This is a genomic window from Chondrinema litorale, assembly GCF_026250525.1.
Classification (GTDB): Bacteria; Bacteroidota; Bacteroidia; order Cytophagales; family Flammeovirgaceae; genus Chondrinema; species Chondrinema litorale.
On the sequence record NZ_CP111049.1, the window covers coordinates 181,860 to 196,252 of the forward strand.

At 35.1% G+C, this 14,393-nt stretch carries 13 protein-coding genes; 8 read left to right on the top strand and 5 right to left on the bottom strand.

Annotation, left to right across the window (positions count from 1 at the left end):
* The first annotated feature begins 13 nt into the window (after positions 1-13).
* Both OQ292_RS29150 and OQ292_RS29155 read left to right on the top strand, forming a co-directional pair.
* Positions 14-1,396, top strand: coding sequence for an arylsulfatase (locus tag OQ292_RS29150; protein ID WP_284687626.1), 1,383 nt, complete (start codon positions 14-16; stop codon positions 1,394-1,396).
* Positions 1,397-1,461: 65 nt separating this feature from the next.
* Complete coding sequence (locus tag OQ292_RS29155; RefSeq protein WP_284687627.1) at positions 1,462-2,886, top strand: sulfatase family protein; 1,425 nt, start codon at positions 1,462-1,464, stop codon at positions 2,884-2,886.
* A gap of 10 nt (positions 2,887-2,896) precedes the next feature.
* On the opposite strand, the gene ypfJ is transcribed toward OQ292_RS29155, so the two are convergent.
* From ypfJ to OQ292_RS29175, 4 genes are all read right to left on the bottom strand, one after another.
* Complete coding sequence (ypfJ, locus tag OQ292_RS29160; protein WP_284687628.1) at positions 2,897-3,751, bottom strand: KPN_02809 family neutral zinc metallopeptidase; 855 nt, start codon at positions 3,749-3,751, stop codon at positions 2,897-2,899.
* Between the two features lie 82 nt (positions 3,752-3,833).
* Positions 3,834-4,958: a formylglycine-generating enzyme family protein gene (locus OQ292_RS29165; RefSeq protein WP_284687629.1), complete on the bottom strand. Its 1,125-nt coding sequence runs from the start codon at positions 4,956-4,958 to the stop codon at positions 3,834-3,836.
* Positions 4,959-5,065: 107 nt separating this feature from the next.
* A complete protein-coding gene (locus OQ292_RS29170) occupies positions 5,066-5,788 on the bottom strand; it encodes a PH domain-containing protein (protein WP_284687630.1) in 723 nt (240 codons plus the stop codon).
* Between the two features lie 100 nt (positions 5,789-5,888).
* A complete protein-coding gene (locus OQ292_RS29175) occupies positions 5,889-8,315 on the bottom strand; it encodes an ABC transporter permease (protein ID WP_284687631.1) in 2,427 nt (808 codons plus the stop codon).
* Positions 8,316-8,689: 374 nt separating this feature from the next.
* Here OQ292_RS29175 and OQ292_RS29180 point away from each other — a divergent pair, with 374 nt between their 5' ends.
* Both OQ292_RS29180 and OQ292_RS29185 read left to right on the top strand, forming a co-directional pair.
* Complete coding sequence (locus OQ292_RS29180; RefSeq protein WP_284687632.1) at positions 8,690-9,112, top strand: response regulator; 423 nt, start codon at positions 8,690-8,692, stop codon at positions 9,110-9,112.
* A 157-nt stretch (positions 9,113-9,269) separates the two neighbouring features.
* On the top strand, positions 9,270-9,773 hold the full coding sequence (locus tag OQ292_RS29185) for a response regulator (protein ID WP_284687633.1): 504 nt from the start codon (positions 9,270-9,272) through the stop codon (positions 9,771-9,773).
* A gap of 108 nt (positions 9,774-9,881) precedes the next feature.
* Here the strand turns inward: OQ292_RS29185 and OQ292_RS29190 are convergent, their stop codons facing one another.
* Positions 9,882-10,724, bottom strand: a complete 843-nt coding sequence (locus OQ292_RS29190) for a helix-turn-helix domain-containing protein (RefSeq protein WP_284687634.1) — start codon at positions 10,722-10,724, stop codon at positions 9,882-9,884.
* Between the two features lie 206 nt (positions 10,725-10,930).
* On the opposite strand from OQ292_RS29190, the gene hxlB reads away from it, so the two are divergent.
* The 4 genes from hxlB to OQ292_RS29210 all read left to right on the top strand — a co-directional run bounded on the left by hxlB (position 10,931) and on the right by OQ292_RS29210 (position 14,385).
* Positions 10,931-11,515, top strand: coding sequence for a 6-phospho-3-hexuloisomerase (hxlB, locus tag OQ292_RS29195; protein WP_284687635.1), 585 nt, complete (start codon positions 10,931-10,933; stop codon positions 11,513-11,515).
* A gap of 48 nt (positions 11,516-11,563) precedes the next feature.
* Positions 11,564-12,193 carry a 3-hexulose-6-phosphate synthase gene (gene hxlA / locus OQ292_RS29200; protein WP_284687636.1) on the top strand — a complete coding sequence of 210 codons (630 nt, stop codon included), beginning with the start codon at positions 11,564-11,566 and terminating at the stop codon, positions 12,191-12,193.
* Between the two features lie 378 nt (positions 12,194-12,571).
* Entirely contained in the window at positions 12,572-13,318 is a 747-nt protein-coding gene (fabG, locus tag OQ292_RS29205; protein ID WP_284687637.1) for a 3-oxoacyl-ACP reductase FabG, read from the top strand.
* A 77-nt stretch (positions 13,319-13,395) separates the two neighbouring features.
* Positions 13,396-14,385: a 3-oxoacyl-ACP synthase III family protein gene (locus tag OQ292_RS29210; RefSeq protein ID WP_284687638.1), complete on the top strand. Its 990-nt coding sequence runs from the start codon at positions 13,396-13,398 to the stop codon at positions 14,383-14,385.
* Positions 14,386-14,393: the final 8 nt, after the last annotated feature.

Sequence of the window (14,393 nt, forward strand, 5' to 3'; positions counted from 1 at the left end):
AAAATTAGATAATATGAAAATGTACCGGCTCATTTTTTATAGCTTATTTGTTACAATTTTTCTTTCTTGTAAAGAACAAAGAGCGCCCATTACTGAAACAGAAACTAAACCTAAAACTAATGTAATCTTTCTCATGGTCGACGATTTGGGCTATGGAGATTTAGGTAGCTTTGGCCAGGAAGTGATAAAAACTCCCGCATTAGATCAGCTAGCCAAAGAGGGAACAAGATTTACACAAGTGTATGCTGGTTCGCCAGTTTGTGCACCTTCTCGCAGTGTTTTAATGACAGGCCAACACACTGGACATACCAAAGTGAGAGGAAACTTTGCAGCTATCGACGTACCTGAATTACCTGTTGCAGGTAGAATCCCTCTAGCAACAGAAGATACCACCATTGCCGAATTGTTAAAAACCAATGGCTATATTACTGGTATGTTTGGTAAATGGGGTTTAGGTGAGGCAACTACATCTGGTGAACCTAATTTAAAAGGTTTCGACGAGTGGTTTGGTTTTAATAATCAGCGAAGAGCGCACAACCATTATCCAGATTATGTGTGGCACAATCAAGATACTTTTAAGATAGAAGCAAATGCCAATCACGTAGAAGGCAAACACGTGCACGAATTGTTTTCTGATTTTACCTTTAAGTTTTTGGAGGCTAACAAAGACACTTCTTTTTTTATGTACTTGCCTTATACTTTACCACATGATGATTTTAAAGCTACCGAAGAATTTAAAGCACTTTATGCCGATAAAGGTTGGAGCGAGCAAGAATTGAATTATGCGGGTATGGTAAGCATGATTGATGCCGATGTTCAAAAACTCATGGACAAATTAACCGAGTATGGCATTGCAGATCATACAATGCTTTTCTTCTGTTCAGACAATGGTGCTGCTAACCGTTATGATGATGTTTTTAATAGCTCAGGTGCTTTAAAAGGAAGAAAAAGAGATGTTTACGAAGGTGGAATTAGAACTCCAATGATCGTTTGGATGCCAGGAACTGTACCTGCCGGAAAAGTAAATAATTACCCTTGGTATTTTCCAGATGTATTGCCAACAATATGCGAAGTAACAGATACAGAATCTATCAAAAATACTGATGGCATAAGTGTGTTGCCTGCTATTTTGGGTAAAGAAATGCCTGAAAGCGATAGATTTATGTATTGGGAATTCCATGAAAATGGATACGATAGAGCAGTAAGATGGAAAAACTGGAAAGGGGTAATTATTGGCAAAGATGGAGCAATGGAATTGTATGATCTCTCTAAGGATGAAGCAGAAGAAAATAATGTAGCAGAAGAAAATCCGGAAGTGGTAAATACAATGTTGGAATACCTAAAAACTGCTCGTAGCCCATCAATTTATTGGCCAGTAGATGCACAAAGCAATTGACAAGCTGTCTAATTATTTCTTATATTGATACTGTTTTAATCTATCGAATCTCTTAAAAATTAATTTTGAAAAGACTACTCCTGATTTCAATTGCTTTGTTTGGGTTTTCTTATTTATATGGGAATGATGATGTTGTAGAAGTTGAAAGAAAAGCACCAAACATACTTTTTCTTTTTGCAGATGACCAAAGATCTTCTACGCTAAAAAATCCAGAAATTATTAAACCTCATCTCGAACAACTTTTAAAAAAGGGAGTGTTCTTTTCAAATGCACATATAATGGGAGCAGATAATGGTGCTGTGTGTGCACCAAGCAGAGCAATGTTGATTACCAGTAAGAGGCTTAGCAGCTTGCAACCAAAAGGCTTTGAAATTTCTAGCGATCATGTTTTGTTGGGAGAGACATTGCAAAAGGCCGGTTACGATACCTATGGAATTGGTAAATGGCATAACACCCGATCGGAATTTAATAGAAACTTTAATGGGGGAGAAGCCATTTTTATGGGAGGTATGCACGACCATTGGAATGTGCCGCTTTTCCACTATAAAGACGATGCTGTTTATAAGAATAGTAGACCACATATCGAAGACTTTTTCAATGCAAATAAGATAGATTCTTTACCGGGTGATTATACCTACAGTGGTAAACATTCTACTGAGATTTTTGCTGATGCTGCCATAGATTATTTGAATCAAAAACATAAAAAGCCATTTTTCCTTTATGTGTCTTTTATGTCTCCGCATGATCCTCGCACTACACCTAAAGAGATTTTAGATAAATATGATGCTTCAAAATTGAGCATGCCTCCTAACTTTAAAGAAAAGCATCCTTTTGACAATGGTGAGCTCATTATTCGTGATGAACAACTTGCTGCCACTCCGCGAGTTCCCAAAGAAGTAAAAGAGCATATCAAAGATTATTATTCCATGATTACTCATCTGGATGAGAATATCGGTAGAATTTTAGAAACATTGGAGAAAAATGGATTATCCAAAAACACCATTATTGTTTTTGCCGCTGATAATGGTTTGGCAATGGGGCAGCATGGTTTAATGGGCAAGCAAAACTTGTATCAGCACTCTGTAAATGTTCCTTTAATAATTAGTGGAAAAGGAATTCCAAAAGGAGAAACTCGATCTACATTCTGTTACCTTACCGATCTTTTTCCAACCTTGTGTGAGTTAACAGAAACTACAGTTCCGCAAAACTTAGATGGTAAGAGTCTAGTGCCAGCTATTAATGATGATACAAAAATTCGAAATGCACTTTACTTTCAATATAAAGATGTTCAATCTGCAATTAGAAAGGACAATTACAAACTGATTAAATACGAAGTAAAAGGGCAGCAAACCATTCAGTTATTTGATCTGGAAAAAGACCCTTGGGAACTAAATAATCTGGCAGACTCATTACCAGAAGTAGTGAGCTCTTTGCTCAAAGAGTTCGAAAAATGGGATGCAGATTATGGCTTATCGAGTAGGAAAAACTAATTCATCAGCCTTAAAGAGCTGATGAATTAAAAGTATCTCCTTGTTGAATATCGCCAGTTGTGTAACCCTTTTTAAACCAGCTTACACGTTGTGCAGAGGTTCCATGCGTGAATGATTCTGGCACTACATAACCTTGAGCTTGCATTTGAAGCCTGTCGTCACCAATGGCATTGGCAGCTTGTAGGGCTTCTTCAATGTCGCCTTCTTCTAAAATGTTTTTCATTTCTTGTGCATGATTTGCCCAAACACCAGAGAAGAAATCGGCTTGCAACTCAAGCTTTACAGAGAGCTTGTTATATTCTTCTTGAGATAAACTGCTTCTTTGAGAATGCACTTTATCAGTAAGTCCCAATTCATTTTGTACATGGTGAGCTACTTCGTGTGCCACAACATAAGCCATAGCAAAGTCTCCTGGAGCACCGAATCTTTCTTTTAGGTCTTGGTAAAAGCTTAAATCGATATAGAGCTTTTCATCTGCTGAACAGTAAAAAGGACCTGTAGCAGCACTGGCTGAGCCACAAGCAGAATTTACTGAACCTGTAAAAAGTACCAAAGTAGGTTCTTTGTAATCTCTATTCAATTCTTCTGCAAAAATCTTATTCCACACATCTTCGGTATCTTGTAAAACAACCGCTACAAATTGAGCGAGTTCGTCATTTTCTGTATCAGCATCTTGCTCAGTTCGTTGAGGAGAAGCTCCTGTATTAACTTGTTGCAATATTTGCATCGGATCTTGCCCGAAATACATGGCAATTAAAATGACAATGATGGTACCAATACCAAATTTACCTTTTGTACCACCGAGCATTCTTCTACCTCTTCGGTCGTCTACATTACTACTTTGTTTTCTGCCTTTCCAGCGCATCAGGATAAAATTTATAGTTCTATGTAAAAATTCATCTTTTATAGATTCAATCAAAATTCAAACTATAAATTTTTAAAGATGTTTACATGGATTCTTTAGTTTCCACATCCTTCACACATCTAAAACCTAAATGTTCTTGTCCGCTATCTGTAGAAGTAGCCATTCTTGCACTGGGTCTGTAGTTGGAGCAATACTGATCGCTACACAGATATGAACCTCCTTTAATCACTCTTTTCATAGCAAATGGTTCAGATGGGTCGTAGCTTGTATCTGGCCCTTTTGGATCGACTTCTACCTTGTTGTGGTTCATATGCTCATTGGAATTGTGATTATAAAAATCGGTACTCCATTCCCATACATTGCCAATCATATCGTACAAACCATAATCGTTAGGAGAAAATGTTTTTACCGGAGCGGCATTGTCAAAACCATCTTTGCTGGTGTTGTTATAAGGGAAATCACCTTGAAAGAAGTTAGCCAAATATTTATTATCTGGTGTAAGCTCATCGCCCCAAGCAAATGGATGATTTTCATTTCCACCTCTCGAAGCAAATTCCCATTCAGCCTCAGTAGGCAATCTTTTTCCAGCCCATTTCGCATAAGCTTCGGCATCTTCGTAGGCAATATGCACTACCGGATAATTGTCTTTGCCCTCAATCGAGCTATCTGGACCTTTCGGATGTTTCCAATCTGCTCCATGTACCCAAGACCACCATTGAGAGTAATCGTGTAAACTTACCGGATTGGCTGGAGGTGTAAACACCAAAGAGCCCGGTTTTAGCACTTCATCATCAGGTTTTGGGGTGTTAGGAGGAAGCTGTTTTTTCATTTCTTCCCAGTCGATGGGTCTTTCTGCTACAGTTAAGTAACCAGTTGCATCTACAAACTTTTTAAATTCTGCATTAGTTACTTCGGTTTCGTCCATCCAGAAAGAAAAAACTTTTACTTTGTGTTCGTTCATTTCTGCTGGGCCGGCAGATTCGTGGTTGCTTCCCATAATAAATTCTCCACCGGGAATCCAAACCATACCTTTAGGCGCATCGCCAACTGGCTCTTGGCTAATGAGCTTGTTTGTATGGTCAGGTTCTTTTTCTTTGCTAGAAACCTCGTGGTGTTTGCTAGTTTCATTTTCAATTTCTGCTTTCTTTTTTTCACAAGAAAATGTGATGGAAAGAAGCAGAGTCGCCAATAATAACTTTATCTTCATTTCATGTTTATTTTATGCCTTGATACGTAAATCTACTATTTTATCGTCGAGAGTAAAATTTCAAACTCATAAAGATTGGCTGGTGCTGTCTGAGGATGGAAAAGACATTACTGGTTTGTATTTCTTTGAGCAAGTATGTGCTTAATTACCGCCCTTTGAATTGGTGATAATCTTACATTTACCAGTTTTTTTTCTAGCAACTCATCACTAAACCTTTTATAGATGGTGTGGTAATTTTTAAAATCAGAAGAATTTGGGTCTGTAATTTTAGAATTATCGATTTTGCTTGAACTGATTTTGTTTCTAATAACCGGGAATAAATAATGCTTTAATTTTGTATTTGTGATTTTATGAGCAATTGAAGTGTCTAACATCAAGCATGTAAAAGCAAATACTTTCTCATCATTAAACTTTACAAACCAATAAGAGTACTTTGAGAAAAAGGGCTTTTTAGTATCATTTCTACGACTTGGTTTTACAGAGTTACTGCAAACTTCAAACGAATCTACAATATCATTAAAGTGATATCTGTATCTTTTTCGATCTTCAATTATCTCAATTGCTTGTTGTGCTTCATTAATTTTTAATTCGTGGTGATGGTTTTCTAATATGAAAAGAAAGTGTAGGAGAAGAGTTGGGAATATAAAAATGATGAAGAAGTAAGATATGCCATAGAGCAAAACATCTAAATCAGTAGAAGCTACATAGATATTAAAAAATAAAAGAGTTAACAAGTACACAACAGTAGCATAAAATGTACTGCTAATAAACTTCCATTGTCTTTTAAAACTAAGTTTAAATTTAATCTTGTAAGGAGTTTTGGCAATCATTAAGTTATATGTTATTTCAATTGTTGAAATCTAATAACATAAAAACTCTCTGCCAGTAAATAATTGCTAACAGAGAGTTTTTTGCGTGATTAATCATTACTTATTCATACCTTAAAGAATTGCTCAAATTGGCAAATGCAGCTTTTAATGCTTGGGAGATTACAGAAAGCAAAGCAATAAACAAGATGGTAACTCCCGGCAGTACGAAAAGCCACCAACTCATAGGTGTTTTATAAGCGAAGTCTTGTAACCATAAATCCATTAAGAAATAGGAGATAGGCGCTCCGATTACAAAAGCGATGAGCACCAAAATGGTAAATTCTCTAGAAAGCAACATTAAGATACTAGATATGGTAGCTCCCAGAATCTTTCTAATTCCAATTTCTTTAGTTCTTTGAGAGGTGGTGTAAGATGCCAAACCGAACAGTCCCATACAGGCAATTAATAAGGCTAATGATGAGAATATTAAGAATACTTTGCCGAAAAGAATATCTTTAGCATAGTTCTGATTGAAGCGGTCGTCTAAGAAAAAGTATTCAAATGGTTTTTCTGGGAAATAAGATTTCCAAAGTTTTTCTACTTCTGCAATGGTACCGCTTAAGCCAGCAGTGTTTACTTTAATAGAGTAATAGTTATGGTTTTCACCAGACATTCTAAAAATGAGCGGTTCAAAATCGTGTTGTAATGAAGATTGATGATAATTTTTAAGCACACCAACAATTTGAAATGTATCACCCCAAAAAAACAATTCTTCACCCATCATTTCATTGTAATTTTCAAAACCTAATTGTTTGGCACCGGCTTCATTAAATAGTACAGCATTTTTATCATTCGGATATTCCTCAGAAAATTTTCTACCTTCTACTACTTCTAAACCAAACATATCTACAAAATCGTAGTCAACGGCAATTACTCTGTATTGCTTGCTGTCTTTTTCATCTTCTGTAACCAGTCTAATTCCACCAGCATTCCAACCCGGTGAACGACCGGGAACTTCGGTAGAAAATGCCACTTCTGAGATATTGGGATTACTTTTTAATTCATGCTTATAGGCTTCGGCTCTTGATGGATAAGTGGAGTCTCCCCAGATCATTGGTACATCTAAAACCAAAGTTTGTTCGATGTTAACTCCTAAATCTTGAGTTTGCATGTAATTTACTTGTTGGTATACTACCACTGTTCCGATCATTAATACGATAGATGCAGCAAATTGGAAAACCACCAACCCTTTTCTTAATACTATTCCATGGCGAGAGTTTCTCATTTTGCCTTTTAAGACAACTACCGGAGTAAAAGATGAAAGCACAAAAGCGGGATAGATGCCAGCGAGTATGGTACCTATAAAAAACATTGTACACAATACTATCCAAAAGTTTGCTTCTTGTAAAATAGTAAAGCTGATTTCTCGTCCGATTAGATCGCTAAAGTAGGGAAGAGCTAATACTACAATGCAACCTGCTAATATTATAGCGATTAGGTTGGTTAAAGCCGTTTCCATTATAAACTGATAAATCAAGCTTTGTTTATTGGAACCCATTACTTTACGCACGCCTACCTCTCTGGCTCTGTCTACCGATCTGGCTGTGGATAGGTTAATATAATTAATCCAAGCGATGATGATTACAAAAAATGAGATGATTAATAGAAAATAAACTGTATTTCCATTACCACCTGGTTCAAATTCTCCAATAAAATCTGAATATAAATGGATGTCTGTAAGTGGTTGCAGATAGAAAACTACGGAATGATTATAGTTGCCCCAATCTTCTTTATTTTGTTCGTTTGCTGCTTCAGTAATTTTCTTTTCTAAGACTTTATAATCTGTATTCGGATTAATTTTTACATAGTTATAGAAGCCATCCCAGTTCCAAGCATTTTCTGCGCCTTCACCTTGCCAGTCTACCACTGTCGCATAAGAGATGATAATTTCGCCTCTAAAGTGGCTATTATCCGGAAAGTCTGGAAAAATACCAGTTACAGTAAATTTACTATTTCGGTCGAGTGTCATGGTTTTACCTATTGGGTCTTCTTCACCGAAATATTTCTTCGCTATTTTTTCAGAAATTATTAACTGAAAGGGATCATTTAAAGCGGTATTTTCATCTCCATGAATAAGATCGATAGAAAAAACATTAAAAATGGAAGGTGTTGCAGAATATGCTCGCTCTTCTTTAAGACTTTTTTCTTGACCTGCTTCATTGATGTAACCATATATCGCACTAGCCCCTCTCAATCTTACAAAGTCTTCTACTTCAGGAAAATTCGTTTTAGCAAACTGACCAACAGCAGCACAGCCAGAAACCCACTGGGTAGAAAGCTCACCTTTATCGTAGCGATCTTGTCTAATTCTAAAAACAGTTTCTTTGTTAGGAAAGAAATCATCGTAACTCAACTCAAAATTCACATACTGCAAAATGAGTATACAAACAGCCATACCAGTGGCTAAACCAAGAATATTTATTAGAGAATAACCAAAACGTTTTCTTAAGTTTCGGTAGGCAGTAATAAGGTAGTTCTTAAACATCATGACGCAAGGATTTTATTATACTATTAAATTAAAAAATGAGTGACTCAAAACTGCATACTTTTGAATAAGCGAAAGGTTACAACATGTGAGTGGTTATTTTCTTCGATAGTTTTTGTGACAATTTTATTAGTCACTCAATAAAATAGTATTATTCGGGACAAAACGTATTCTCTATATATTAGAGCGATTCCCATTATGGGACACTTGCTTCAAGACAAAAAATCACAAAATTTTAATAATCAGTTAGTTATACCCAATTAGCTATTTGGTATAATTATATATACTATTAGAATAATTATATACTATAGATTAAGTAAACAACGATCACAACCTTTTAATACAATCCCATTTAGTAATAAAAACTGACAAACAATATGGCTGAGTTTAGTGATAAATCTTATTTAATAATTGAAGATGATGAAGTGAATGTGATGATTACTGAAAAGATGATTGAGATGGTCGATGATTCATATACATCTATCGTAAAAAGAAATGGACTTGAAGCAATCGATTTTTTAATTGAATTCATTTTAAATAAAAATACTACTAATCTTAGGTTTATCGTACTCGATTTAATGATGCCAATGATGGATGGTTTTGATTTTCTTGAAGAGTACAATGCAAAAATTTACGCTTATCTTCCAAATACTTCTATAATAGTTTTAACAAGTTATGCACATCCAGATAATCAATTTAAACTTTTTTGTTATCCCTTTGTAAAACATTATTTGGAGAAGCCATTAAGCAGAACTTTAGTTGAAGAAACAATGCTAAATAAAGAATCTAGAGCGGCATAGATTTAATAAAAAAACTAAAATTTATATGGGTAAATTCGATGTAATTTGCTTAAAAGGATATATATTGAGATAGCATCGTATAAGATCAATTTTAGTAATTGATAAGTCTACATAGGTCTTGTAGATGACATTTATGCAACAATATATTTTTTAAGCTATGTTTCAATTAAATAAAATTCTGCTTCTCGAAGATTCCATTCCAGATCAGGTTTACATTAAAAGATGTTTGCTGAAGGCAAAGGTTTTTGCCACACTGATAATTTGTGAAAATAAAGATATTTTTATTCGGGAACTAAGAGTTTCTGATCCAGATATGATCTTGTTAGATTATGATGTACCTGGATTTTATATAAATGAAGCTTACAGGTTAGCAAAAAAATTTAATAAAGATGTTCCTGTGATTTATGTTACTGGAAACATCTCTAAAGATTTAGTAAATGAAACCCTTATTTCAGAAGCAGATGCATATGTTCTTAAAGAATACTTAGAAGAATTACCAGATGTAATTAATAGTATTTGGCTGCATAAAATGGTAAACAAAGAAAAGGATTTATTAGATGAGTTAAATTCAAAAGTTGTAGCTGTAGATAAAAAGCTAATTTCATTAATGAAAAACAAAGGAATATATATTGATAGATTAAAAGATAAATTCGATATATAAGCAACTTAACATAATCACAGTTAAGCAGGTTTTGCAAATTAACCTTATCCAAGATTCACCTTCCTTTTTTTGAAGCAAAATTGTAGTGCTACAAACCCTTTCTTAAGTTTAATTGATAAGTGTATTATCGTATTCACGAACATGATTTTTAACACTCAACTGAAATTCTTGTGGTGTTTGTCCAGAATGTTGTTTAAAAAATCTACTGAAATAAGATCGATCTTTAAAGCCAAGATTAAAAGATATTTCCTTAATAGTATTTTCACTATGTATTATTTGTCTTTTAGCTTCTAATACCAATCGGTCGTGAATCAATTGCATGCCAGTCTTATTTAATTTTTCTTTCAAAATCTGATTCAGACGTTTTGCACTAATGTCAAGTTTATCTGCATAAAATTCAGTTGTACGCTCTTGGAGGTAGTTTATTTCCAATAAAAGCATAAACTCATAAATACGCTTTTCATTAATGTCTTGCATAGTAAAATGCTGGTCTTTCAATTGTATCAATTGTAGCAGAAATATCTTCAAAAGCGCCTTAATCATAATGAGATTTAAAGTAGATTTTTGGTATTCTTCATTCAGCAATTGAAAAATTGTTGCAAGTCCTTTAGAGCTTTGTTCATTAACTTGTAAGCATGAGAATTCTCCTTGAATATTAAACATGCGGAAAACGTCTAATAAGAATTCTTTTAAATCTCCTTCTAACAATTCACGCTTAAAAGAAATAAGTAAACCTTTTTTTCCGGCTTTGTTTAATTGGTGTACACGATAAGGAGGAATTAGGTAAATCCAGTCGCCGCGTAATGTTTGAAATGCATGTTGCGGCACATGTAAAGCATTTTCGTCTTGCAGCCATACAATCTCAAAAAACTCTCTTCGTCCTGGATCTTCTAAATAAGAAGGTGGGCAATTATCTAGATTACGAATATATATTACCTTATCACTTAACATCGCTTCAATTTTATTTTCCAACTAACAGGGAAATACCATCATTTCCATATAGTACCACAAAACTAGCCAATATCACCATAGCTTTTATCAATATTGGCAAATTATACCACACATCTATCAAATTGTATACATACTACACCAGATTAGCACACTAATTTTGCCCCATAATCTCAAGTGAAGATTTAATGTGAACAGACGACTTACTAATGAAGCATACAGAAACAGTAATTGAAACAGACTCCATACATAATGCGCTTGAAATGATTCTTGAAGAACACGAACAACTTTTCAAGTCGCTAAATTTTGAGAATCTTAAAGCTATAATACCTGCTCTGCAGGAAGCTAAGTATATATTTTTGATAGGAGCTGGTCGCACAGGTTTCATGATTAAAGCTGCTGCTATGCGATTAATGCATTTAGGATATTCGGTTTATGTTGTTGGAGAAACTACAACACCTGCTATTGATAAGGGAGATTTACTCATAGCAGCTTCTGGTTCTGGAACTACAAGTTCGATTGTAAAAGCAGCCGAAGTAGCTCAAAAAAACGAAGCGGGTATAGTTTGTTTTACTACTAATAACAACTCAGCTTTAGCACAATTAGCTAATTATACGATAACAATTCCAGCTGCCGGAAAACAAGAATTGAAAGCGGCTGTATCTGCACAATATGCAGGAAGTTTGTTTGAGCAATCTTTCCTCTTACTGTTTGATGCACTAATACAATTCTTATGGAAGCAAGATGGCAGCACTACAGGAGAGTTATGGAAAAGACATGCAAATATGGAATAACAGATTCCTACAAAAAAATTAACCTTTTAACTTAATAAATTATATATTATGACTAAGCTACAAGTAGCGATTGATTTACTAAAAACTGAAGATGCTATAGCTTTAGCAACTAAAGTAGCACCTTATATTGATATTATTGAATTAGGAACACCACTTATTAAAAGTGAAGGACTAAGCGCAATTACAGCAATGAAGGAAGCATTTCCTGACAAAAAAGTATTTGCTGATTTTAAAACTGCTGATGCTGGTGCGCTTGAAGCAGAAATGGCTTTTACAGCAGGTGCAGACTATATTACTATTTTAGGTGCAACTGGTGATGCAACAATTGCTGGTGCTGTTGAAGTAGCTAAAAAATTGAATAAAGGTGTAGTGGTAGACACTATCGGTGTACAAGATCGTGTAAAGCGTGCTCAAGAAGTTATCGCTTTGGGTGTTGAGTTTGTAGAGTTACACGCTGGATTAGATGAGCAAGCTGATCCAAATTACTCAATCCAAGTATTGATTGATGAAGCTACAAGAGCTGGTGTACCGGTTTCTATTGCTGGTGGAGTTAACATTAACAGCATTGCTGATGTAAAAAAATCTGGTGCTACTGTTGCGGTTGCAGGTGCTGCTATTTATGGAGCGGAAGATCCTGCTGCTGCTGCAAAAGCGTTAAAAGAAGCTTTAACAGCATAAAAAATTTCTTTCAAAATTTAAAAGGAGACTAATTAGATAGTCTCCTTTTTTTATTTCTCATCTCAGTCCCAGAGGTTACTTTTCAACTTCCTATTTTTCCCCTCCTTTTTTGCTTTATTCAATCCTATTTTCATTCATCAGGCAAATAGTATTTACTTAGGTTAATCTTCACTAGCAATTATTCAACTGATTGTATCAATACTATATTATTAAAAAGTCACACCTACACATATTAAATATAAGTATTTGATATTGAGTATTATACAATGATAAAATATCATATTTTGCCTAATAGTCTTCAGGTACAATTTATTAAATCTTTCCTCTTCTACATTCATATATTAATAAATTGAATCAGAAAAACACAGAAATATGAATATGAAAAAGAGATTTAAAGACAAGGTAATTATTATTACTGGCGGTGCTTCCGGAATAGGTAAAACAGCAGCTTTAGAGTTTGGGCTCGAAGGCGCGCAAGTAATTATTTGGGATATTAACCAAACAAAAACCAGTGAGACAGAAGAAGAATTTAAGCGCAAAAATATTCTTGTTGAGGGAATGTATATGAACACCACTGATCCTGAAGAAACACAGAATACAGCCAAATACATTAAAGAAAAATATGGAAGCATAGATGTGCTCATTAACAATGCAGGAATAACCAGAGATGCCACCATAAAAAAGATGCAATACAACGAGTGGCAACAAGTACTCGATGTAAACCTTACAGGTGTGTTTAACTGCACAAAGTCTGTAATTCCATATATGATTGAACAAGAATCTGGTAGAATTATAAACACTTCTTCTGTGGTTGGTTTGTACGGAAACTTCGGGCAAGCAAATTACTCAGCTACCAAATCTGGTTTAATCGGTTTTACAAAGACATTAGCCAAAGAATTGGGCAAGTATAAAATTACTGTAAATGCAGTTGCACCTGGTTTTATAGCCACCGAAATGGTAGCAGCCATGCCGAGTAAAGTAGTTGAAATGATGGTAAGCAAAACACCATTGAGAAGACTAGGTACACCCGAAGATGTAGCGCATGTTTACAGCTTTTTAGCATCAGAAGAAGCATCTTTTGTAAGTGGATCGGTAATTAGTGTAGATGGCGCTGTAACGCTTTAATAACAGCGTATACATACCACCAATACATTCGAAATTTGATTTAAAAATCGATTAGCAAACAATCAAAATCACAAATTATGAGAAAAGCACTGATTCGTTCTACAGGTGCCTATGTGCCTGAGTGGTCTGTACCGAATAGCTATTTTAATGAACTACTGAATGAAGATGTAGATACTTGGTTACAAGAGAATTTGAGTATTAAAAACAGACATTGGTGTAACCCTGCAGAATCGACCGCTGATCTTGCTGAAGCCGCTGCTTGGGATGCACTAAGAAAAGCTGATTTGCGACCAGAAAAACTAGACTTAATTATAATTGCTACAGACACACCAGAGTTTATTTCTCCTTCAACGGCATCTGTTATTCAAGATAGATTAAGAGCAAAAAATGCAGGTACATTTGATTTAAATACTGCATGTGCAGGTTTTGTAACAGCATTAGATGTTGCCGCTAAATATATTACAGCAGATGATCGCTATAACAATGTACTGGTTGTTGGAGCTTATGCCATGAGTAAGCACCTCAATAAGCAAGATAAAAAGACTGTAACATTGTTTGCTGATGGTGCCGGAGCTGTTTTATTGAGTGCAGAAGAAAATACAAATAGAGGCTTTTTGGCAAGTGAACTCAGAACCGAAGGGCAGTACAATAGCTGGATGGGAGTTTATGCAGGTGGTACAAACCAGCCAATTACAGAACAGGTTATACAAGCCAAAGATCACCAATTAAAATTTGTGCATCGTTTTCCCAAAGAGTTGAATCCAGAAGTTTGGACTGATATGATTCGATCTCTATGTGAGCGTATTGATGTAAGTCCGGCTCAGGTAGCTCAGTACTTTATTACTCAGCTAAATATCAATTCGATACAAGAGACTATGGAAGTCTTTGACCTACCAATGACTAAGGCTCATACCATTATGCAAAACAATGGTTATACGGGCTCTGCCTGCATTCCTATGGCTTTGGATGATGCTATTAACAAAGGAAAACTGAAAGAAGGTGATTTAATATTTCTCATCGGTTCTGGTGGCGGACTTGCCTTTGCCGCAACTGCATTCAGATACTAAAAAACTAA